A 21,449-nucleotide genomic window follows, 5' to 3' on the forward strand; every position below is an offset into this window, starting at 1 on the left:
GACGTATTCGCGCCCTTGAACCAGTCCGACACCACAGCCGCACAACCGCACAGTATCGACATCATCCTCGAGCCAGCCGACAACGAACGCCTGGCCAACCTGTGCGGGCCACTGGATCAGCACCTGCGCCAGCTCGAACGGCGCCTGGGTGTGGAAATCAACAACCGCGCCAACAGCTTTCGCATTATCGGCGCGCCGGCGGCGCTGACCCTGGCCGAGCGCGTCCTGCGCGAACTCTACGACACCAGCGCGACGGAGATACTGTCGCCGGCGCGCGTGCACCTATTCTTGCAGACCGCCGGCAACGATGCGGCGACCGCGCCGGCGGAAGACAGCCAGGAGGTCAGCATCAAGACCCGTGCCGGCCAGGTGCGCGGTCGTGGCCCGAACCAGCGCCAGTACCTGCACAATATCAGTCACCATGACGTCAATTTCGGCATCGGCCCGGCCGGTACCGGCAAGACCTACCTGGCGGTGGCCTGTGCCGTGGCCGCACTCGAAACCGACCGCGCGCGACGCATCATCCTGGTGCGACCGGCAGTGGAAGCCGGCGAGCGGCTCGGCTTTCTGCCCGGCGACATGGTTGCCAAGGTCGATCCGTACCTGCGGCCGCTGTACGACGCGCTGTATGAAATGCTCGGCTTTGAGCGCGTTGCCAAGTACATCGAACGCAACGTCATCGAGGTCGCGCCGCTGGCGTTCATGCGTGGCCGTACGCTGAACGAATCGTTCTGTATCCTCGACGAGGCACAGAACACCACCATTGAACAGATGAAGATGTTTCTGACCCGTATCGGCTTCGGCTCGACGGCGGTGGTCACCGGCGACATCACCCAGATCGATCTGCCGCGCGGCAAACAGTCCGGCCTGCGTCACGTCATCGACATACTCCGCGACGAGGACGGCATCAGCTTTACGTTTTTCAACTCCAAAGACGTGGTTCGGCATCCGCTGGTATCACGCATACTCGATGCCTATGAGCGCCATGACAATGGCCGGCAGGCGGACGATGACGACAGCACGCGGCACTGAGGCCGGCGTATGAGCGTCGACATCACCATCCAGTTCGTTACCCGCAAGCCATACGTGCCGCGCGCAACCGATATCCGTCGCTGGATTGCCGCGGCCGTGACCGACCGCGAGGCGACTGAACTGACCGTACGCATAGTGGCCGAAGATGAAGGCGCGCAGTTGAATCAGGCCTGGCGCGGCAGGGATGGCCCTACCAATGTGCTGTCATTCCCGTGTCACGGCCTGGAAACAATCGCGCCCGCACTGCTGGGGGATATTGTCGTCTGTGCGCCGGTGGTGGCGCGCGAGGCCGATGAGCAGGGCAAGTCGCTGGCCGCGCACTGGGCGCACATGCTGATACACGGCACCCTGCATCTGCGCGGCTACGATCACCAGACCCCGGCACAAGCCGAAGTCATGGAACAACTGGAAACCGACATCCTGCGGAATTTCGGCTATGCTGATCCGTATCGGCTGCCAACGCCCCACTAATTCACCCGGCGACGGTAGCGCCGGCAACCACAACCCCTTTCACCAGTAAGATAATCACTCATGAAGGATCGACCTAGTAGTCAAACCACGTCCACCCCCATCAGTTCCAATGGCAGCCGGCGTTCCTGGCTGCAACGCCTGAACCGGCTGATCAGCAACGAACCCCACGATCGCGAATCCCTGATAGAACTGCTGCGCGAGTCCGAGGAGCGCAATATTCTCGATCCCGATTCGCTTGCCATGATCGAGGGCGCACTGCTGGTCTCCGAGCTACAGGTGCGCGACATCATGATCCCGCGCATCCAGATCAGTGTCGTCCGTGAAGACGATGACCTCGGCAATATCCTTGCCAGCGTCATCGAATCAGGCCATTCGCGCTTTCCGGTCATCGGCGACGACAGCAATGAGGTTGTTGGTATCCTGCTGGCCAAGGACCTGCTTGCCTATACCGCCGATCAGGACAATACCAGCTTCGCCATCAAGGACATCATGCGACCGGCCGTGTTCGTGCCGGAAAGCAAGCGCCTGAACGTGTTATTGCGCGAGTTCCGCGCCAGCAAGAACCATATGGCCATCGTCGTCGACGAGTACAGTAACGTCGCCGGTCTGATCACGATCGAGGATGTCATCGAGGAAATCGTCGGCAACATCGAGGACGAACACGACATCGATGAAGAGGATTACATCCGCCAGCACGGCCATAACCGCTATACCGTACAGGCGATGACACCGATCGAGGAGTTCAACGAGTACTTCGAAACCGACTTCAGTGATGACGAGTACGACACCATTGGCGGCCTGATACTGAATGCCTTCGGCCACCTGCCACAACGCGGCGAGACCATTGACTACGGTGGTTTCAGTATCAAGGTGCTGCGTGCCGATCGTCGCCGCATCCATCTGCTGCGCGTCATCCAGCAGGAACAACTGGCGGCCGATGTCGCGCCAGATGGCGACGAGCAATAATCGACAATCGCAATCGAGGCCAGAAAACGGCTAACCGCCTGCTGCGTCTCTCCGCTACCATGACGTCATGCTAGACAAGCTTCGCATCCCGCCGGTCCTGCTTGACCTGGCGACCCTGCTCGCCGGCCTGGGCGTGCCGCTGGCATTCGCGCCATTCGAACACGGCACCCTGGTTTATCCGGCCCTGGTCGTATTACTGGCCAGCTGGCAGACCGGCACACCCGGGCGTGCTTTCTGGCGCGGCTACCTGTTCGGCTTCGGCCTGTTCGGTTTCGGCGTCTACTGGCTGCACATCAGTATCAACCTGTTCGGTGGCGTCAACATGGTGCTGGCGCTGGCGGCCACCTACCTGCTGGTCGCCTTCCTGGCGCTGTACCCGGCACTGGTCGGCTGGCTCCTGCGGCGCTTCTTCAGTCACCGCCCGGCGATCGCGCTGCTGCTCGCAGCGCCGGCATTGTGGGTACTGGCGGAATGGCTGCGCTCGTGGCTGTTCACCGGCTTCCCCTGGCTGAACCTCGGCTATTCCCAGCTCGACCTGCCGCTGGCCGGGTTCATGCCGTTGCTCGGCGTCTATGGTGTCAGCTGGCTGGTGGTTCTGCTGGCCGGCCTGCTGACCCTGACGGTTCTGCGCACTTCATGGCAACGCCGCACTGCGGCCATCGCGGCCGGCGTGGCCCTCGTGCTGCTGGCCGCCGCCGTCAACGAACGCCGCTGGACCAGTGCGCAGGGCGAGCCCCTGCAGGCGGCGCTGGTCCAGGGGGCCGTTCCGCAGGCACTGAAGTGGAAGTCGGAACAGCTGCAGAACACCATGCGCCTGTACCGCGACCTGAGCGCACCGCACTGGCAACAGGCGGACCTGATCATCTGGCCGGAAACGGCGATACCGGCGTTTGCCCACCAGATCGACGATTACCTGGAACTGCTGCGCGAACAGTCCCGGGTAACGGACACGCCACTGGTGCTGGGGCTGGCGACCCGCGAGGCGGGACAACAGGACTATCACAACAGCATTCTCAGCATCGGCCATCATGAAGACGTCTATCACAAGCGCCACCTGGTGCCGTTCGGCGAATACCTGCCGTTAAAGGCATTGCTGGATCCATTGCTGTCATTCCTGCAAATTCCGATGTCCGATTTCACCCCGGGTACGGCGGACAGACCACTACTGGAACTGGGCACACTCACCGCGGGCGTTTCGATCTGTTACGAGGACGTCTTCGGCGAGCAAGTGATTCAGGCCCTGCCCGAGGCCGGCGTGCTGATCAACATCAGCAACGACGCCTGGTTCGGTGATTCCATCGCCCCGCACCAGCACCTGCAGATGGCCCGCGCCCGGGCGCTGGAAAGCGGCCGTTACATGCTGCGCGCGACCAATACCGGTATCAGTGCGATCATCGATGAACGCGGCCGCATCAAACAGCGCTCGCCGCAGTTCGAGCCGGACGCGCTGATAGCCGAAATGCGACTTTTTTCCGGCCTGACCCCTTATGCCCGCTTCGGCAATGGCGTTATCATCATCATCTGCCTGCTGTCGCTGGGTGTGGCGCTATGGCTGATGGTATCCGGCAGGAAACAATAACGTCAGGAGAAACGGTCATGAACATATTGCGTGTTATCGGTGTGCTGCTGATCATCGCCGGTGCTGTCGGCCTTGCCTATGGCCAGTTCAGCTACACAGAGGAAACCCACAATGCCGACCTCGGCCCGATCGAGTTCCAGGTCGAGGACAAGGAAACCATCAACGTGCCGACCTGGGCGGGGCTGGGCGCCGTCGGGCTGGGCGTCATTCTGCTGGTGGTGCCCGGCAGAAAATAGCCACTTGGCCGGCCTTTCGGCCCGTGTCGGCGGCAATAAAAGATTAGGTGATTCCGCTGATATCAGTTATTCTGCGTGGGTGTTTGTAGTGAGCGCAGCCCGGTCTGCGCGCTGAGGAACCCGGTTTCTATCCCGTATCGAGTCCGCTGACGCCCCTGATTCACGCGTCCACCTCCCGCAAACCCGTCGTGATCCCGCCCTGCTGTTACCCGGGCCGGACGCGATCCCAATGATCAAAATATTGACTGCCTGGACCGGTGTCGCGCCAAGGCGCGAACAGGCGGATTCAGGAGTTACTATGTCTTTCGAAAAACTGGGTCTGGACCCGACCCTGCTGCGTGCCGTGGCAAGTCAGGGCTATGAACAACCAACGCCGATTCAGGCCGAGGCCATTCCGGCCATTCTTGCCGGCCAGGACCTGCTCGCCGCCGCCCAGACGGGCACCGGCAAGACCGCCGCGTTCACGCTGCCGCTTTTGCAGCAGCTGCTCACCGATCCGCAACCGCCGGCCAACCGCCACGGCCGACGCATACCGCGCGTGCTGGTCCTGGTACCGACGCGCGAACTCGCCGCGCAGGTCGCCGACAGCATTCGCGACTATGGCCGCAACGTACCCATCCGTACCACGACGATTTTCGGCGGTGCCGGCATGCAGCCCCAAATCAACGCCCTGCGCCGCGGTGTCGACGTGGTCGTCGCCACCCCCGGGCGGCTTATGGATCACATCGAACGGCGCAACATCGACCTGTCGGCGATCAATCGCCTGGTACTGGACGAAGCCGATCGCATGCTCGACATGGGCTTTATCAACGATATCCGCAAGATCATCGGTCTGTTGCCGGAACGCCGCCGCCAGAACCTGCTGTTCTCGGCGACCTTCTCTGCCGGCATCCGTACACTGGCGAACAGCCTGTTACAGTCGCCGCAGACGATCGACATTGCGCCGCGCAATTCCGCCGCTGAACAGGTGACGCAGAACGTCTACAGCGTCGACAAGAACAGCAAGCGCGCGCTGCTCGAACACCTGCTGCGGTCGCAAAGCTGGGGCCAGACACTGGTATTCACCCGCACCAAACACGGCGCCGATCGACTCACCGAACAGCTGCTGCGCAGTGGTCTGCGCGCCGCCGCCATTCATGGCAACAAGAGCCAGGGCGCACGCACGCGGGCACTGACCGACTTCCGCAACAACCGCGTCCAGCTGCTGATCGCCACCGACATCGCCGCCCGCGGTCTCGATATCGATGCCCTGCCGCATGTCGTGAACTATGAACTGCCGCAGGTGGCGGAGGACTATGTCCATCGTATCGGCCGTACCGGCCGGGCGCAGTACAGCGGCGCCGCGGTATCGCTGGTGTCCGCCGATGAGAACACCCAGCTCAAGGCCATCGAAAAGGTGATCGGCCGCAAGCTGGAACGCCAGGTCGAGGCCGGCTTTGAACCCAGCGCACGGCCACCGGCCGACAAACCCGCCGGCAAGAAGCCTGGCAAACCGCGCCAGCAGCGCCAACGCCAGGATAAGGCGCACGCCGGCAATGCCAAGCCGCGTTCAAACAACAGCCGTCGCGGCCAGCGCCAGCAGCGCGCCTGATGACAGCACCCAAGTCTGCCAACACGCTAAAGAATTGAGAGGAAAACGATGCTGAAGATTTACGTCGGCAACCTGCCACCGGAAGCCACGCAGGAAGAAGTCAGTGCGCTGTTCGCCAACCATGGCCGGGTGCGCTCGATCGATGTCGCCAAGGATATTTTTTCCGGCAAGTGCCGCGGTTTCGGTTTTGTCGAGATGGAAGGTCATGAAGCCCGTGCTGCTATCAACGCACTGAATGGCTATTCACTGCACGGCAACAACCTGCGCGTAAACCAGGAGCGGCCAAAGAACCAGCGCGGTGGCCGCCGCCGGTAATCATCTTTATACCGGCACGGCGGCCGCCGCCCCGTGCCGGCCTCATTCTGCCCTTATCCCGATGCCGCTGCCGGCGCTATTCGACGCTCCCGGCAAAAAGCAGTAACCTGAAGTGCAAATCTGACTGTATCGGCTTGATGCCGGCAATCGCGTATGTCGACGCCTGTCAAAACCGCACCCCTGTTGTTTTTTCCGCGCACCTGTCGGCCGGTTTTCATCGCCGCGTCCATCATTATCTTCCTGTTCATCCTTTATGGCACCCTGTTCACGGCTGCAGCCGAGCAGCAGTTCCAGACTTTGCAGGAAAGTATCACGGCCTATCTGGGCTGGTACTACATACTGACGGTAACCACGTTACTGGGTATTGTACTGTGGCTGATGTTCTCGCGTTACGGGGCCATCCGCATCGGCAGGCCCGGTGAGCAGCCCCGCTTTTCCCTGCTGGCCTGGTTTTCGATGCTATTCTCGGCAGGCATGGGGATCGGCCTGCTGTTCTGGTCGATTGCCGAACCCATCAAGCATTACCAGTCACCGCCAACGGCCGACCCCGCCACTGCCGCGGCGATCGAAGAAGCAATGCAGTACAGCTTCTTCCACTGGGGACTGCATGCCTGGGCCATCTACGTATTCGTGGCGCTGGCGCTGGCCTATTTCGGTTTTCGCCACGGACTGCCGCTGTCCATCCGCTCGACGCTGTATCCCCTGATCGGCGAACGCATCTACGGGCCCATCGGCCATGTTGTCGATACATTCGCCGTTTTCGGCACCCTATTCGGCGTCGCCACTTCTCTGGGACTGGGCGCCATTCAGGTCAATGCCGGTCTGCATTACATGTTCGATATACCGCAGAGCAGTCTTGTACAGATTCTCCTGATCAGCATCATTACCGCGCTGGCCACCCTATCGGTGGTGCTTGGTTTGCACCGCGGCATCATGCGATTGAGCCTGTTCAATATCACCATGGCAGCACTACTGCTGGCATTCATGCTGTTTATCGGCCCGACGCTTTATATACTGAACCTGTTCCTCGAAAGCAGCGGCCGCTATCTTCAGCAGCTTGTATTCATGAGTTTTCGCACCGGGGTAACCGATAACAGTGAATGGACGGGCGACTGGACGGTGTTTTACTGGGGCTGGTGGCTTGCCTGGTCACCATTTGTCGGCATGTTCATCGCCCGGGTCTCACGCGGCCGTACCATCCGCGAATTCATCTGCGGAGCACTGCTGGCACCAACCGTAGTGGGTTGCTTCTGGATTGCGGTATTCGGCGGTACCGCCATCAACCTGGAAGTAGGCGGTGCCGGAATTGGTGAAGCCGTCGATCAGGGCGTGGAGATGGCGCTATACGCCACCCTGAATGAACTGCCGTGGGCCAACGTTACCGCATTGCTGGCGACGATCGTCATCGTGACATTTTTTGTAACATCATCCGACTCCGGCAGCCTGGTCATTGACATGCTCACCGCCGGCGGCGATCCCAACCCGCCCAAGTCGCAGCGGGTCTTCTGGGCCATACTTGAAGGCGTTGTCGCCGCCATACTGCTGATTACCGGCGGTCTGGCTGCGCTGCAAACCGCGGCAATTGCCTCGGCATTGCCATTCAGCCTGGTGATCCTGCTGATGGTCGTCAGTCTCATCAGGGCCCTGCGTGTCGAGCCATTGTCCCACGAGGACGAACCCGCCGCACCCGACATCGAGGCCGTCCACGAGACGCCGGACTATGAACGTTATGACTGACAAACCTCCCGTATAGCGATCTGTCAGTCGCTCATTCAGCATCCTGCCGCGGCCGGGCAAGCCACTCCAGCAGCAACACCAGCGCCACGCCGACGACTGCCAGTCCCAGCGCCAGCAGTTCATAACCGCTCCAGGTCTGGGGCCAGACCGGCGTGGTCATGATCAGCTTCTCCTTGCCGGCCACCTGCTCATAAACGCGCGACTGGTACGGCCAGATGACCCATAGGGAAGCCGTCAGCAGACCGATGATGGCGGCCAGGGTTGTCTGATAATAATGACGCAGCAACCAGACCAGCGCACGGCTGAAGGCAATCAGACCGGCCAGCGCGCCGAGAATAAACGGTATCAGCACGGTCAGGTTAAAACTGCCGATCGCGGCGAATACGGTACTGTACTTTTTCAGCATCAGCAGAATGAACGATCCGGAGATTCCCGGCAGCAGCATGGCGCTAATCGCCAGCGCACCGCTGATAAAGATAAACCAGGCGCTGTCCGGGGTTTCAGCGGGCACCAGGTTGAACAGCCACAACCCCGCCAGCGTCGCCGCGACGAGGGCCAGCCAGTCGGCCATGGCATGGTCGAACTGGCGCACCAGGATCACGATGGAGCCGCTGATGAGGCCGAAAAAGAAACCATAGACCGGCGCCGGGTAGTGATCGATCAGGTAGGGCAGCGGTACGACACGGGTGAAAAACAGCAGGGCGGCGAAGATGCCGAGCAGTAACGGGATAACGAAGCCGAAATGTGGACGGCCAACCGCCGTACGCCAGTCGAACTGCAGCAGCCCCTGCAGCCAGGCATAATCGAACGAACGTATTGCTTCGAGGAACTGCTGATAGATGCCGAGAATCAGTGCCATGGTACCGCCGCTGACGCCCGGCACGACGTCGGCTGATCCCATGCAAAAACCCTTGGCGAAGACCAGGCCACGCTGTCGCCAGCCGCGCGGCGAAGTCCCGGACGAGTCAGTCATCGTGATAGGCGGGGCTCAGTTCATGCACAGCGTCGACCATGGCGGCAACATGGTCCGGATCGATGTCCGGCGTGATGCCGTGGCCAAGGTTGAAGACATGGCCCGTCCCCGAACCGAAACTGGCCAGTACCTTTGCCACCTGTTCGCGAATGGCGGCCGACTCGGCCCGCAGTATCGCCGGATCCAGATTGCCCTGCAGGGCGACACGATCACCGACCAATGCGCGTGCGATGCCGAGCTCGAACGTCCAGTCGAGTCCCAGCGCATCACAGCCGCTGTTGGCCATGCCGCCGAGCGAATGCGCCGCGCCCTTGCTGAAGATGGTCACGGGAATCCTCTGACCGTCGCGTTCGCGCACCAGACCGTCAACGATGTTTTGCAGACTGACCAGGGAAAAATCACGGTAGGCCTGCGGTGTCAGTACCCCGGCCCAGCTGTCGAAGATCATGACCGCATCGACACCGGCCTCGATCTGCGCGTTGAGGTAATCGCGGGTGGCGATGCTGAGCTTGTCCAGCAGGTGGCGCAACGTACGCGGTTCGTTGTAGAGCAGTGTCTTCGAGCGTGAATACTCGCGGCTGCTGGCACCCTCGATCATGTATGTCGCCAGCGTCCACGGACTGCCGGCAAAACCGATGAGCGGCACGCGGCCATTCAACTCGCGCTTGATCAGGCGGATAGCCTCCATCACGTAACCGAGGTCGGTATCCGGATCCAGCGCCGGCAACGCCTTGACCTCGGCGGCACTGCGTACCGTGCGCGCGAACTGTGGTCCCTGTTTTTCGACCAGGCTCAGACCCAGCCCCATGGCATCGGGAATGGTCAGGATATCCGAAAACAGGATCGCCGCATCCAGGTCAAATCGTTCCAGCGGCTGCAGCGTCACCTCGCAGGCCAGCTCCGGTGTCTTGCACAGGGTCAGAAAATCGCCGGCCTTCTCGCGTGTGGCACGGTACTCGGGCAGGTAACGACCGGCCTGGCGCATGATCCACACCGGCGTGCGATCGACAGGCTGGCGCAATAGTGCGCGGATGAGGCGATCATTTCCTGGCACTAACGGGCCGCCTCTATACCGGCAGCAATTGAAGTATATAAAGGCTTTGCGTCACTCGTTCCTCGTTGCTCGTCCCTCGAATTGCCGCATCTGTCGAATCGATACGCCCCGAGGAACGAGTGACGAGTGACGAGGAACGCTCCAATCATACGTCCAGATAATCCAGAATCCCTTCCGCGGCCTGACGACCATCGAAAACGGCAGTCACGACCAGATCGGCACCGCGCACCATGTCGCCGCCGGAAAAAACTTTCGGATTGCTGGTCTGGTACTTGAGCGGCGTGCTTTCTGTCGCCTTGACGCGACCGCGTTCGTCGATCTGGATATCGAACGGATCGAACCAGTCGGCCGGCGATGGCCGGAAACCGAAGGCGATGATCACGGCATCGGCCGGCACGGTTTCCTCGCTGCCGGGCACCGTTTCCGGCATGCGCCGGCCGCGTTCATCCGGTTCACCGAGCCGGGTTTCAACGACTTTTACACCTTCGGTGGTATCGTTGCCGACAACTTCCACCGGCTGACGATTCCACATGAACTTGACGCCCTCTTCCTTGGCGTTTTCCACCTCGCGCATGGAGCCCGGCATGTTGGCCTGGTCGCGGCGATAGATACAGGTCACGCTGGTCGCACCGTGGCGTATGGACGTACGCACACAGTCCATAGCGGTGTCGCCGCCACCGAGCACCACGACGCGCTTGTCCTTCATATCGAAGAAATCGGCCGGATCCTTTTCATAGCCCATGACCCGGTTAACGTTGGAAATCAGAAACGGCAGCGATTCATATACACCCGGCATGTCCTCGCCGGGGAAGCCGCCCTTCATGTAGGTATAGGTACCCATGCCCATGAATACAGCGTCATATTCGTCCAGTAACTGATCGAACTGGATGTCGCGGCCGATCTCGACATTCAGACGAAACTCGACACCCATATCCTCCATCATCTGTCGGCGTTTGAGCACCACCTGCTTTTCCAGCTTGAACGGCGGAATACCAAAGGTCAGCAGGCCGCCGATTTCACGGTACTTGTCGAACACCACCGGCTGTACACCGTTGCGTATCAGCACGTCGGCACAGCCGAGTCCGGCCGGGCCGGCGCCGATCACGGCGACGCGCTTGCCGGTCGGCTGGACGTTCGACATATCCGGTTTCCAGCCCTGCTTGACCGCCTCATCGTTGATGTACTTTTCGATGTTGCCGATGGTGACGGCGCCGAAACCATCGTTCAACGTGCAGGCACCCTCACACAGGCGATCCTGTGGGCAGATACGGCCACAGATCTCGGGTAGCGAGTTGGTCTTGTGCGACAGCTCGGCCGCCTCAAACAGGTTGCCTTCCTCAATGAGCTTGAGCCAGTTCGGTATATAGTTGTGAACCGGGCATTTCCATTCACAGTAAGGATTGCCGCAGGACAGACAGCGCCCGGCCTGCTCGGCCGCGCTTTTTTCATCGAACTGGTCGTAGATCTCGTTCCAGGTATAGATACGGATGGGCGCCGCCGTTTTCGGCGGATCCTGCCGTGGCAGATCCAGAAACTGGAAGTTGTTGTGTTCGGTCTTGCTCATAGTATCGATAGCATCAAACAGCGACGGCGGTTCACGAACCGCCGCCGCATTATATTTATAGTAGTGAAGGTCAGGCCGCAGCCAGCAGACTGTCCAGCAATTCCGACAACTCGGCCGCCTTCGGTTTTACCAGCCAGAATTTGCCGGCGTAGTCGGAGAAGTTGTCGACCAGGTGTTGACCCCATTCGCTGCCAGTTTCGCGGACGTGTTCCTCGATGATATCCAGCAGATAATTACGATAGGCTTCCATATGCTCGGGTGCCACGCGGTGCGTGTCGATCAGTTCGTGGTTGTAACGATCGACAAAGGTGTTATCCGTGTCCAGCACGAAGGCAAATCCGCCGGTCATGCCGGCACCGAAGTTCACACCGGTATCACCGAGCACGGTGACCACACCACCGGTCATGTACTCGCAGCCGTGATCGCCCACGCCCTCGACCACCGCTATGGCACCGGAATTGCGCACGGCAAAGCGTTCTCCGGCCGTACCGGCGGCAAATAGCTGGCCGCCGGTGGCACCGTACAGGCAGGTGTTGCCGATGATCACCGACTCATTGCTCTTGTAACTGCTGGCGGCCGGTGGATAGATCACCAGCTTGCCACCGGCCATGCCCTTGCCGACATAGTCGTTGGCATCGCCTTCCAGGTACATGTCCAGGCCACCGGCATTCCAGACACCAAAGCTCTGGCCGGCCGTGCCCTTGAGCTGCAGGCGAATCGGCGTTTCAATCATGCCGAGGTTGCCGTAGCGGCGTGCGATTTCGCCGGAAATGCGCGCGCCGATCGAACGGTTGTTGTTCTTGACCGTGTATTCGAACATGCCGCCGGACTGCGCCTCAATGGCCGGCAGGGTATCCTTGACCATCTGCTCGGCCAGTTCACCCTTGTCGTAGGGCTCGTTCTTCGGCTCCTTGCAAAAGCGCGGCTTGTCGGCCGGCACACCGCCGTCGGACAGCAGCGGCGTCAGATCCAGCGACTGCTGCTTGCCGGTCTCGCCCGGCAGGATTTCCAGCAGGTCCATACGGCCGATGAGATCGGTCATCTTGCGCACGCCGAGCTGCGCCATGTACTCGCGCACCTCGTGGGCAACGAACTGGAAGTAATTGACGATCTTGTCCGGCGCATTCGGCTTGAAGTGCTTGGTATACAGGAGCGTGTCCTGGGTGGCGACGCCCGTTGCACAGTTGTTCAGGTGACAGATACGCAGGTACTTGCAGCCCATGGCAATCATCGGGGCGGTACCGAAACCGAAACTTTCAGCGCCCATGATCGCGGCCTTGATGACATCGAGGCCGGTTTTCAGGCCACCGTCGGTCTGCACCCGAACCTTGTCGCGCAGGTTGTTGGCACGCAGCAGCTGGTGGGTCTCGGTCAGGCCCAGTTCCCACGGACTGCCGGCGTATTTCACCGACGTCAGCGGACTGGCACCGGTACCACCGTCGTAGCCGGCGATGGTAATGAGATCGGCGTAGGCCTTGGCGACACCGGCGGCAACCGTGCCGACACCGGCCTCGGCCACCAACTTCACCGACACCAGAGCCTGCGGATTGACCTGCTTCAGATCGAAGATCAGCTGTGCCAGATCCTCGATGGAATAAATGTCATGGTGCGGCGGCGGCGAGATCAGTGACACGCCCGGCTTGGAATAACGCAGCTTGGCGATCATCTCATTGACCTTGCCACCCGGCAGCTGACCGCCTTCGCCGGGCTTGGCACCCTGGGCGATCTTGATCTGCAATACCTCGGCATTGACCAGGTAGTGCGGCGTAACGCCGAAACGGCCGGAGGCGACCTGCTTGATCTTGGACATGCGTTCGTTGCCGAAGCGATCCGGATCCTCGCCACCCTCACCGGAATTGGAACGCCCACCGATGCGGTTCATGGCGATGGCCAGCGCCTCGTGCGCCTCCGGCGATAGCGCGCCCAGGCTCATGCCGGCACTGTCGAAACGCTTGAGGATGGCGTCGATCGGTTCAACCTCGTCGACAGCGATAGCGGGCGTATCATCGCGCACCTTCAGCAGATCGCGCAGTACCATCGGCTCGCGATCATTGACCTCGCTCGAATATTCCTTGTACTTGGCGTAGTCGCTGCTTTCCACCGCCTCGTGCAGCTTCTTCACGACGTCCGGGTTGTAGGCGTGGAATTCGCCACCGTGGATGTACTTCAGCAAACCGCCCTGGCGGATCGGCTTGCGCTGGTTCCAGGCTTCTTTCGCCAGCAACTGCTGTTCAAGCTCAAGGTGTTCGAAGCGGATACCCTGGATACGGCTCAGGCCACCGGCAAAACACAGATCGACGACCTCGTTGTGCAGGCCGACGATTTCGTACAGCTGCGCGCCACGGTAACTGGCGATGGTGGAAATACCCATCTTCGAGATGATCTTGTACAGCCCCTTGTTGATACCGCGGCGGTATGCCTTGGCCAGCGTTTCGCTGTCGCCACTCGGTATCTCGCGCCGGCGCAGCATATCCTGCAAGCATTCATAGGCGAGGAACGGATAGACCGCAGTCGCACCGTTGGCCAGCAGCATGGCGAAGTGATGCGGATCGCGCGCGGTACCGGTCTCGACCATGATATTGGCGTCACAGCGCAAACCCTCGCGGATCAGACGATGATGCACGGCGCCGACGGCGAGCAGGGCGTGCATCGGCAGCCGTTCGCGGTCGATACCGCGATCGGACAATACCAGGATAACGCTACCGCCACGGATCGCCTCGACCGCCTGGTCGCACACTGCCTCGACGGCAGCCTTGAGCCCGATCGTCGGATCGTAGTTCAGATCGATCTGCGTGTGCGGGAAACCCTCCTCATGATGATCGAGAATGCTGCGGAACTTCGCTTCCGAAAGCACCGGCGATTCGACCTGCAGGCGCTTGGCGGCCAGTTCCGATTCATTGAACAGGTTGCCCTCGCGGCCCATGTAGGTACGCAGCGACATGACGATCTGCTCGCGCAGCGGATCGATGGCCGGGTTGGTCACCTGGGCAAATTGCTGGCGGAAGTTGTCATACAGGGAACGCACGTGCCGTGACAGAACCGGCAACGGCGTGTCGTCGCCCATGGAACCGACCGCCTCGGCACCGGACTCGGCCAGCACGCGCAGTATCTGGTCGCGTTCCTCGAAGGTGATGCCGAACAGCTTGTTGTAGATGGCCAGCGAGTCCGGGTGCATCGGGTTCAGCGACAGCGGCTGCTCCTTCAGGCTCGACTCGATAACCTTTGTGTTGTTCTTCAGCCACTGGCGATAAGGCTGGTACTGCTTGATGCGATTATCGATGTCGCCGGGCAGCAGCAGCTCGCCGGTATCGGTATCGACGGCCAGCATCTGGCCGGGCTTGAGCCGGCCCTTGCGTACCACGTCCTCGGGCTCGTAATCGTAGATGCCGATCTCGGAGCCAATGGTGATATGACGGTCGCGGGTAATCACGTAACGTGCCGGACGCAGGCCGTTGCGGTCGAGAATACAGGCACCATAGCGGCCGTCGGTCATGACGATGCCGGCCGGACCGTCCCACGGTTCCATGTTCATGCCATTGAACTCGTAACAGGCGCGCAGATCGGCGTCCATGTTGTCGATGTTCTGCCACGCCGGCGGAATCAGCAGGCGCATGGCACGGAAGATATCGATGCCACCGGCAAGCAGCGCCTCGACCATGTTGTCGACCGAGCTCGAGTCCGAGCCTTCCAGCGACACGATCGGCCGGATGTCGTCCATGTTCGGGATCAGTTCCGAATCCAGCTTGTAACTGCGCGCCAGCGACCAGTGACGGTTGCCCTGGATGGTGTTGATCTCGCCGTTGTGGGCGAGGTAGCGGAACGGCTGCGCCAGGCGCCACTGCGGCCAGGTGTTGGTCGAGAAGCGCTGGTGAAATACGCACATCGCCGACTGCATGCGCTCGTCGCCGAGATCGGGATAGTACTGCGCCAGGTAGCCGGGCATGACCAGGCCCTTGTAGGAAACGACCTTGCCCGACAGGCTGGGGATATAGAAATACTCGTCATCCGCCTCGATTGCCTTTTCGGTACGGCGCCGCGCCATGTAAAGATGGCGCTCGAACTCACCCGCGTCCATATCGGCCGGCGCGTTGATGAAGCACTGTTCGATTTCCGGCTGCGTCTGCTTCGCTTCCTCGCCGCAGGCCGAATCATCGGTCGGCACCACGCGCCAGCCGGCAATACTCAGGCCTTCACGCTCGATCTCGGTATTGAACTGATCACGGGCGCGCTCGGCCTTCGCAGCGTCGACATGCAGGAATACCACACCGACGGCGTAGTGGCTGGCCAGTTCGATACCCTGCTCGGCGGCCACCGCACGGAAGAAAGCGTCCGGCTTTTTCATGAGCAGGCCGCAGCCATCGCCGGTCTTGCCGTCGGCAGCGACCGCGCCGCGATGCGTCAGGCGGCAGAGCGAATTGACGGCCGTGTTGATCAGCCAGTGGCTGGGCTGGTCGTCCATCTGGGCGATCAGACCGAAACCGCAACTGCCCTTCTCGAAGGCAGGGCGGTAGAGGCCCGTGAGGCCCTTGGGATTGTGACGCGATACAGACATAGTCAGCTCAGGAAAATGGGTTGAAGGCCGGAGTACCAATTAGACAAAAGGTTGGAAATTATAGTGCCCGCGGCCATTGCTGTCACGGTTTTGCCCGGCTTTTTTCGCTGGTATCACCGTCTTGCGATTTTCAGAACAAATACCAGCATATTCAGAGAAGTTACCACCGTGGCAAGTCCTGAAATATTCCAGACCGGATTGTGGCCGGTACGGAAACAGTGTAATTCCTGCCAGTTCCCGATACCGCTAATTGCTGTCGCGCAGCGCCAGATGAATCAGCCCGAGACCGATCAGCAGGTACAGGCCCGAACAGAAGACGATACCGAAGGGCGCTTCGCCAGGATCAGCGAATCGGCTGCACCGGGTCAACCAGGCGCTGATACTCGGCGATGGCGAAACGATCGGTCATGCCGGCGATGTAGTCAGCCACGGCGCGTGCCCGGCCGGGTTCGCCGTGGCTGGCCTCGCGCGCCCGGATCTGCTGTTGCAGGGCACGCGGCAACAGGCCCGGCTTGCCGAAATAGGTCTCGAACAGCGTCGTGATGATGGTTTGCGCCTTGTGCGACATGCGCTGGACACGGTAATCGAAATACAGGTACTCGCGCAGGAAGCGTTTCAGCGCCAGGTTACGGCCACGCATGGTTTCGGACAGCGCCAGCAGCGGTCCGCCGGCCTGGCGCACGGCATCGATATCCGCCGGCGCAGCCGCGGCAATACGCGTGCGGCTGGTTTCGACGAGATCGCTGACCAGAGTGTTGATCATGCGCCGGATCACCTCGTGCACCAGGCGCCGATGTTCGAGCGCCGGCCAGCGTTCGTGCACCTCGTTATAGGCGTCGGCGAACAAGTCCACCGTACACAGTTCGTCGACGCTGATCAGGCCGGCACGCAGGCCGTCATCGACATCATGATTGTTGTAGGCGATCTCGTCGGCGATATTGGCCAGCTGGGCTTCCAGGCCCGGCTGACTGCCGTCGAGAAAGCGCAGGCCGACGCCGCCAAGCTCGGCGGCAATGTCGCGATCGCAGTGCTTGAGCACGCCCTCACGGGTTTCGAAAGTGAGATTCAGGCCGTCAAACTCGGCGTACTTCTCCTCCAGCTTGTCGACGACGCGCAGTGACTGCAGGTTATGCTCGAAGCCGCCAAAGTCGCGCATGCAGGTGTTCAGTGCATCCTGACCGGCATGGCCGAACGGCGTGTGACCGAGATCGTGGGCCAGGCTGATCGCCTCGGTCAGATCCTCGTCCAGTTGCAGCGCGCGGGCGATCGTGCGACCGATCTGCGCCACCTCGATGGAATGCGTCAGCCGGGTGCGAAACATGTCGCCCTCGTGGTTCACGAACACCTGGGTCTTGTATTCCAGCCGCCGGAATGCCGACGAATGTACGATGCGATCGCGGTCGCGCTGGTAGGGGCTGCGGTATTCGGATTCCGTTTCCGGGTAGCTACGGCCACGGCTGGTTGCGGCGCGGGCGGCGTAGGCAGCAGGCATCATGGCAACATTCAGGCCGGTTGCGCAGTCCGGCAGAAGTGCTCGAGCGTGGCAGCGAGCGCGTCATCGGCGTAATCCCCGGTCACCACCGCCGCGCCCAGGGCCTCGAGCAGGATCAGATAAACCTGACCATCGCGGGCCTTCTTGTCGACCGCCATGTGCCGGCGGAACAGTTCCGGGGTCATGATCGCCGGCGGCTGCACCGGCAAACCGGTTGCCGTCAGCAGCTGCGCGATACGCTCGACGACGCCCGGCTCGATCCAGCCCAGCCGGGCCGACAGATCGGCCGCCATGAGCATGCCGGTGGCCACCGCTTCGCCGTGCAGCCAGTCGTGGTAGTTGAGGCCGGTCTCGATCGCGTGACCGAACGTGTGACCGAGATTGAGCAGGGCCCGCTGGCCGGATTCACGCTCGTCGGCGGCAACGACTGCCGCCTTGTGGCGGCAGGACTGTTCGATGGCATGGGTCAGCGCCGCGGTATCGTGGTTGCGCAACGCGGTCATATTCTGTTCCAGCCAGGTGTAGAACCCGGCGTCACGGATCAGACCGTACTTGATGACCTCGGCCAGGCCCGCCGCCAGTTCGCGATCCGGCAGGGTTCCCAGTACGTCGGTATCGGCGATAACAGCGCGCGGCTGGTGGAACGCGCCGATCATGTTCTTGCCCAGCGCGTGATTAACGGCGGTCTTGCCGCCCACCGAAGAATCAACCTGCGCCAGCAGGGTGGTCGGGATCTGGATGTAGGCGACACCGCGCTGGTAACAGGCGGCAGCGAAGCCGGTCATGTCACCGATGACACCGCCGCCGAGCGCTATCAGCGTGCAGTTGCGGCCGAAACCCTGCTCCAGCAAGACACTGAGAATCTTTTCCAGCGTCTGCAGGTTCTTGGTTGACTCGCCGTCGGGCAATACCAGCGTCTCGACCTGGTAATCGGTCAGCGCCGCCGTAACCGCATCCAGATACAGCGGTGCAACAGTTTCATTACTGACCACGAGCACCTGGCGACCGGCCAGGTGCGGCATCAACAGTTCAGCCTGGCGCAACAGCCCGCTGCCGATGTGGATCGGGTAGCTGCGTTCGGCAAGTTCAACCTGAAGCGTTTTCATGACTGGACAGTTTACGTGGTCTGCAGCCGCCTGCAGATATTATTGACGGTGCGCCGCACTGTAAGGCGGTCGGTATCGATAATCAAATCAGCCAGCTCCTGATACAGGGGCTCACGCTCGGCCAGTATTGCCTGGATACGCGCCAGCCGGTCGCCGTTCTGCAGCAACGGCCGTTGGCTGTCACGCTCGGTACGCGCCAGCAACTGTTCCGGTTCGGCACGCAGGTAGACGACAAAACCGCGCGTGCGCAAACAGGCACGATTGTCGGCATTCAATACCGCACCGCCGCCGGTTGCCAGAACCACACCCGGCAAGGCGGTCAGTTCGTCGATGACCTGCTGTTCGCGCCGCCGGAAACCGGCCTCACCCTCGATATCGAAGATCAGCGGGATATCGACACCGGTACGTGCCTCGATGGCATCATCGCTGTCATGAAATTCAAGCTTGAGGCGCCGGGCCAGTTGCCGGCCGATGGTCGACTTGCCGACGCCCATCGGCCCGATCAGAAAGACATTACCGGGAGCGGGAGCGGGAGCGCTGGGATCTGTGACGGTTGCCGACATACATGTTCCTTGCGTTAACCGCCGCTCGGCCAACAAAAAACGGCGTGCCCGTGGGGACACGCCGTATTGTAAAGTGTGTCGGCTACGACAGGTAGTCGCTGCCGGTGCTCTAGATATTGACGCTCTCGTCCATGATCTTCGGCGTCACGAAAATCAGCAGCTCGGTTCGGTCACTCGACACGGACGTATTCCGGAACAGGAATCCGAGATACGGCAGGTCACCAAAGAACGGCACGCGCTCGGACTCCTGCCGGTCGCTCTGGGTATAAATGCCGCCCAGAACTACCGTCTCGCCGTTATCGACCAGCACCTGCGTGGTCACCGAACGCGTATCGATTGGCGGCACACCCAGCACTTCGGGGCTGCCGCGCGTATCCTGGTTGACCTCCAGATCCAGCAGAATGCGGTCATCCGGTGTGATCTGTGGCGTGACGCGCAGACTCAGGACCGCCTTCTTGAATGACACCGATGTCGCGCCGCTGGACGAGGCTTCCTGGTAGGGAATCTCGACACCGGATTCGATCACGGCCTCGCGCTGATTGGCGGTAATCACGCGCGGACTGGAAATATCCTCGCCGCGGCCCTCGGCCAGTGCCGCCGAAAGTTCCAGCTGCAGCAGGTAGGAGCCGATCTTGCCGACCGCCAATCCCAAAGCAGCGCTGGGATTCGCCACCGGCAGGTCGACGATGAAGTTTTCCAGGTCATCGGTATGGAAAGCGGTGTTGCCGTTGAAATTGGTATCACCCTCGATCTTGCCGCCAATGATTGTACGCGGGTTGGTGGCAGCGTTGCGACTGTACCCGAATTTCACACCCAGATCCTTGGCGAAGCTTTCGTCGGCATTGACGATGCGCGACTCGATCAGGACTTGGCGAACCGGGACGTCGAGCTTGACCACCATCTCGCGGATTGCCTGCAGACTGCTGCCGGTATCCTGGACGATGAGTGTATTGGTGCGTTCGTCCACGGTCACGTTGCCGCGTTCCGACAGCAGGTTGTTGGCCTCGGCCTTCATCAGGCTGGCGAGATCGCCGGCCTTGGCATAGTTGACCTGAATGAATTCAGTGCGCAATGGCTCCAGATCCTGGATCTGTTGCTCGGCTTCCAGCTCCAGCTTCTCGCGTGCAGCGATCTCTTCCTGCGGCGCTACCATGATGACGTTACCGTCCTGGCGCATGCCCAGGCCCTTAGACTTGAGGATGATGTCCAGCGCCTGATCCCAGGGCACATTTTTAAGTCGCAGGGTGACATTGCCGCCGACCGAGTCACTGGCAACCATATTCAGGCCGGTAAAATCGGCGATCAGCTGCAATACCGCTCGCACCTCGATGTTCTGGAAGTTCAGCGACAGCCGTTCGCCGGTGTAGCCGAACTCGTCCTTCTTCTTTTCTTCCCGCTCGGCCTCGCTCAATGGCTTGAGCTCTACCGTGAAAGCACCGCCCGACTGGTAGGCCAGATGGTCGAACTCGCCACTGGCTGCCTTGATTTCCATGCGCACGCCGTTACCGCGTGTTTGTGTATCGATAATGCTAACGGGGGTGGCAAAGTCGATCACGTCCAGGCGCCGGTCAAGATGTTCCGGCAGACGGGTATCGAGAAAGTCGACCACAACCTTTTCACCCTGCTTGTTCATGTCGACACCGACTGACGGATCGGACAGTTGCACGATCACGCGACCTTCACCCTGCTCACCGCGACGGAAATCGATATTCTCGATACGACCACTGGCACTGCCCGACTCTGTTCGCGCGGCAATCTCCTTGCTGGTCGACTGTGCCCGGCTGGGCGCACTTACACCACGGCCTTCGAGCGCAACGATTACGTTATTGCCTTCGCGGCGCAGCTTGTAGGGTACCGAGTCGTTCAGGTTGATCACGACACGGGTACGCCCGGAGGCCTCGACCGTCGATACGCTGTGTGCCATGCCGACACCGATATTCGTGGTTTTCTCCTGCAGGTTCAGCTGTGTGTCGGGAAAATCCAGCGCAATACGGGCCGGGTTGTCGGTCGTAAAGTGCGTTGGCTCTTCACTCAGCGGTTCGGACAATTGGAGCTTAACCTCCACCTTGTCGCCCGGCAGGCTCGTGTAACTCACGTCATCGAGCGTGCGCGCATGCACCTGAGCGCCAACACTGAGCAAGGTGCACGCGACCAGCAAGCGCCGCAGCCAGCTTTCCCATGCCGCAGACGATCGCGTCATCATATGGCCCGTTTTCAT

Annotated in this window: 16 protein-coding genes; 8 read left to right on the plus strand and 8 right to left on the minus strand. The window is 61.0% G+C overall.

What is annotated here, in order from left to right; translation table 11 throughout:
- Positions 1–15 precede the first annotated feature (15 nt).
- The 8 genes from J2T55_RS10650 to J2T55_RS10685 all read left to right on the plus strand — a co-directional run bounded on the left by J2T55_RS10650 (position 16) and on the right by J2T55_RS10685 (position 7,927).
- The gene (locus tag J2T55_RS10650; protein ID WP_259056411.1) at positions 16–1,032 is read left to right on the plus strand and encodes a PhoH family protein; all 1,017 of its coding nucleotides are present in this window, start codon (positions 16–18) and stop codon (positions 1,030–1,032) included.
- Between the two features lie 9 nt (positions 1,033–1,041).
- Positions 1,042–1,503: an rRNA maturation RNase YbeY gene (gene ybeY, locus J2T55_RS10655; protein ID WP_259056421.1), complete on the plus strand. Its 462-nt coding sequence runs from the start codon at positions 1,042–1,044 to the stop codon at positions 1,501–1,503.
- Between the two features lie 60 nt (positions 1,504–1,563).
- The gene (locus J2T55_RS10660; RefSeq protein ID WP_259056424.1) at positions 1,564–2,469 is read left to right on the plus strand and encodes an HlyC/CorC family transporter; all 906 of its coding nucleotides are present in this window, start codon (positions 1,564–1,566) and stop codon (positions 2,467–2,469) included.
- A gap of 67 nt (positions 2,470–2,536) precedes the next feature.
- Positions 2,537–4,048 carry an apolipoprotein N-acyltransferase gene (lnt, locus tag J2T55_RS10665; protein WP_259056430.1) on the plus strand — a complete coding sequence of 504 codons (1,512 nt, stop codon included), beginning with the start codon at positions 2,537–2,539 and terminating at the stop codon, positions 4,046–4,048.
- Between the two features lie 17 nt (positions 4,049–4,065).
- Positions 4,066–4,284, plus strand: coding sequence for a hypothetical protein (locus tag J2T55_RS10670; protein WP_259056432.1), 219 nt, complete (start codon positions 4,066–4,068; stop codon positions 4,282–4,284).
- 298 nt (positions 4,285–4,582) lie between these two features.
- Positions 4,583–5,875: a DEAD/DEAH box helicase gene (locus J2T55_RS10675; RefSeq protein ID WP_259056433.1), complete on the plus strand. Its 1,293-nt coding sequence runs from the start codon at positions 4,583–4,585 to the stop codon at positions 5,873–5,875.
- A gap of 48 nt (positions 5,876–5,923) precedes the next feature.
- Positions 5,924–6,190 (plus strand): RNA recognition motif domain-containing protein, encoded by a 267-nt coding sequence (locus J2T55_RS10680; protein ID WP_259056434.1) that lies wholly within the window; start codon positions 5,924–5,926, stop codon positions 6,188–6,190.
- Positions 6,191–6,343: 153 nt separating this feature from the next.
- Positions 6,344–7,927, plus strand: coding sequence for a BCCT family transporter (locus J2T55_RS10685; RefSeq protein WP_259056435.1), 1,584 nt, complete (start codon positions 6,344–6,346; stop codon positions 7,925–7,927).
- Between the two features lie 31 nt (positions 7,928–7,958).
- On the opposite strand, the gene J2T55_RS10690 is transcribed toward J2T55_RS10685, so the two are convergent.
- From J2T55_RS10690 to pilQ, 8 genes are all read right to left on the minus strand, one after another.
- Positions 7,959–8,900, minus strand: a complete 942-nt coding sequence (locus tag J2T55_RS10690; RefSeq protein ID WP_259056437.1) for a DUF368 domain-containing protein — start codon at positions 8,898–8,900, stop codon at positions 7,959–7,961.
- Complete coding sequence (gene hemE / locus J2T55_RS10695) at positions 8,893–9,954, minus strand: uroporphyrinogen decarboxylase (RefSeq protein ID WP_259056438.1); 1,062 nt, start codon at positions 9,952–9,954, stop codon at positions 8,893–8,895. Before hemE ends, J2T55_RS10690 begins: the two co-directional genes overlap by 8 nt.
- A gap of 145 nt (positions 9,955–10,099) precedes the next feature.
- Positions 10,100–11,518, minus strand: coding sequence for an FAD-dependent oxidoreductase (locus J2T55_RS10700; RefSeq protein ID WP_259056439.1), 1,419 nt, complete (start codon positions 11,516–11,518; stop codon positions 10,100–10,102).
- 70 nt (positions 11,519–11,588) lie between these two features.
- Positions 11,589–16,070 carry a glutamate synthase large subunit gene (gene gltB / locus J2T55_RS10705; RefSeq protein WP_259056441.1) on the minus strand — a complete coding sequence of 1,494 codons (4,482 nt, stop codon included), beginning with the start codon at positions 16,068–16,070 and terminating at the stop codon, positions 11,589–11,591.
- A 343-nt stretch (positions 16,071–16,413) separates the two neighbouring features.
- Positions 16,414–17,565 (minus strand): deoxyguanosinetriphosphate triphosphohydrolase, encoded by a 1,152-nt coding sequence (locus tag J2T55_RS10710; RefSeq protein WP_259056442.1) that lies wholly within the window; start codon positions 17,563–17,565, stop codon positions 16,414–16,416.
- An 8-nt stretch (positions 17,566–17,573) separates the two neighbouring features.
- Positions 17,574–18,668 carry a 3-dehydroquinate synthase gene (aroB, locus tag J2T55_RS10715; RefSeq protein WP_259056446.1) on the minus strand — a complete coding sequence of 365 codons (1,095 nt, stop codon included), beginning with the start codon at positions 18,666–18,668 and terminating at the stop codon, positions 17,574–17,576.
- A gap of 11 nt (positions 18,669–18,679) precedes the next feature.
- Positions 18,680–19,231 carry a shikimate kinase AroK gene (aroK, locus tag J2T55_RS10720; protein WP_259056449.1) on the minus strand — a complete coding sequence of 184 codons (552 nt, stop codon included), beginning with the start codon at positions 19,229–19,231 and terminating at the stop codon, positions 18,680–18,682.
- A gap of 109 nt (positions 19,232–19,340) precedes the next feature.
- The gene (pilQ, locus tag J2T55_RS10725; RefSeq protein ID WP_259056451.1) at positions 19,341–21,449 is read right to left on the minus strand and encodes a type IV pilus secretin PilQ; all 2,109 of its coding nucleotides are present in this window, start codon (positions 21,447–21,449) and stop codon (positions 19,341–19,343) included.

Source organism: Methylohalomonas lacus (genome assembly GCF_024808875.1).
In the GTDB taxonomy this organism is placed as follows: domain Bacteria; phylum Pseudomonadota; class Gammaproteobacteria; order Methylohalomonadales; family Methylohalomonadaceae; genus Methylohalomonas; species Methylohalomonas lacus.

Excerpts from the sequence above, each read along its gene's own strand:
- lnt (WP_259056430.1), top strand. The coding sequence starts at position 2,537 with ATGCTAGACAAGCTTCGCATCCCGCCGGTCCTGCTTGACCTGGCGACC.
- J2T55_RS10675 (WP_259056433.1), top strand. The coding sequence starts at position 4,583 with ATGTCTTTCGAAAAACTGGGTCTGGACCCGACCCTGCTGCGTGCCGTG.
- J2T55_RS10660 (WP_259056424.1), top strand. The coding sequence starts at position 1,564 with ATGAAGGATCGACCTAGTAGTCAAACCACGTCCACCCCCATCAGTTCC.
- J2T55_RS10690 (WP_259056437.1), bottom strand. The coding sequence starts at position 8,900 with ATGACTGACTCGTCCGGGACTTCGCCGCGCGGCTGGCGACAGCGTGGC.
- J2T55_RS10710 (WP_259056442.1), bottom strand. The coding sequence starts at position 17,565 with ATGATGCCTGCTGCCTACGCCGCCCGCGCCGCAACCAGCCGTGGCCGT.
- aroK (WP_259056449.1), bottom strand. The coding sequence starts at position 19,231 with ATGTCGGCAACCGTCACAGATCCCAGCGCTCCCGCTCCCGCTCCCGGT.
- J2T55_RS10685 (WP_259056435.1), top strand. The coding sequence starts at position 6,344 with ATGTCGACGCCTGTCAAAACCGCACCCCTGTTGTTTTTTCCGCGCACC.
- gltB (WP_259056441.1), bottom strand. The coding sequence starts at position 16,070 with ATGTCTGTATCGCGTCACAATCCCAAGGGCCTCACGGGCCTCTACCGC.
- pilQ (WP_259056451.1), bottom strand. The coding sequence starts at position 21,449 with ATGAAAACGGGCCATATGATGACGCGATCGTCTGCGGCATGGGAAAGC.
- J2T55_RS10670 (WP_259056432.1), top strand. The coding sequence starts at position 4,066 with ATGAACATATTGCGTGTTATCGGTGTGCTGCTGATCATCGCCGGTGCT.
- aroB (WP_259056446.1), bottom strand. The coding sequence starts at position 18,668 with ATGAAAACGCTTCAGGTTGAACTTGCCGAACGCAGCTACCCGATCCAC.
- J2T55_RS10680 (WP_259056434.1), top strand. The coding sequence starts at position 5,924 with ATGCTGAAGATTTACGTCGGCAACCTGCCACCGGAAGCCACGCAGGAA.
- ybeY (WP_259056421.1), top strand. The coding sequence starts at position 1,042 with ATGAGCGTCGACATCACCATCCAGTTCGTTACCCGCAAGCCATACGTG.
- J2T55_RS10700 (WP_259056439.1), bottom strand. The coding sequence starts at position 11,518 with ATGAGCAAGACCGAACACAACAACTTCCAGTTTCTGGATCTGCCACGG.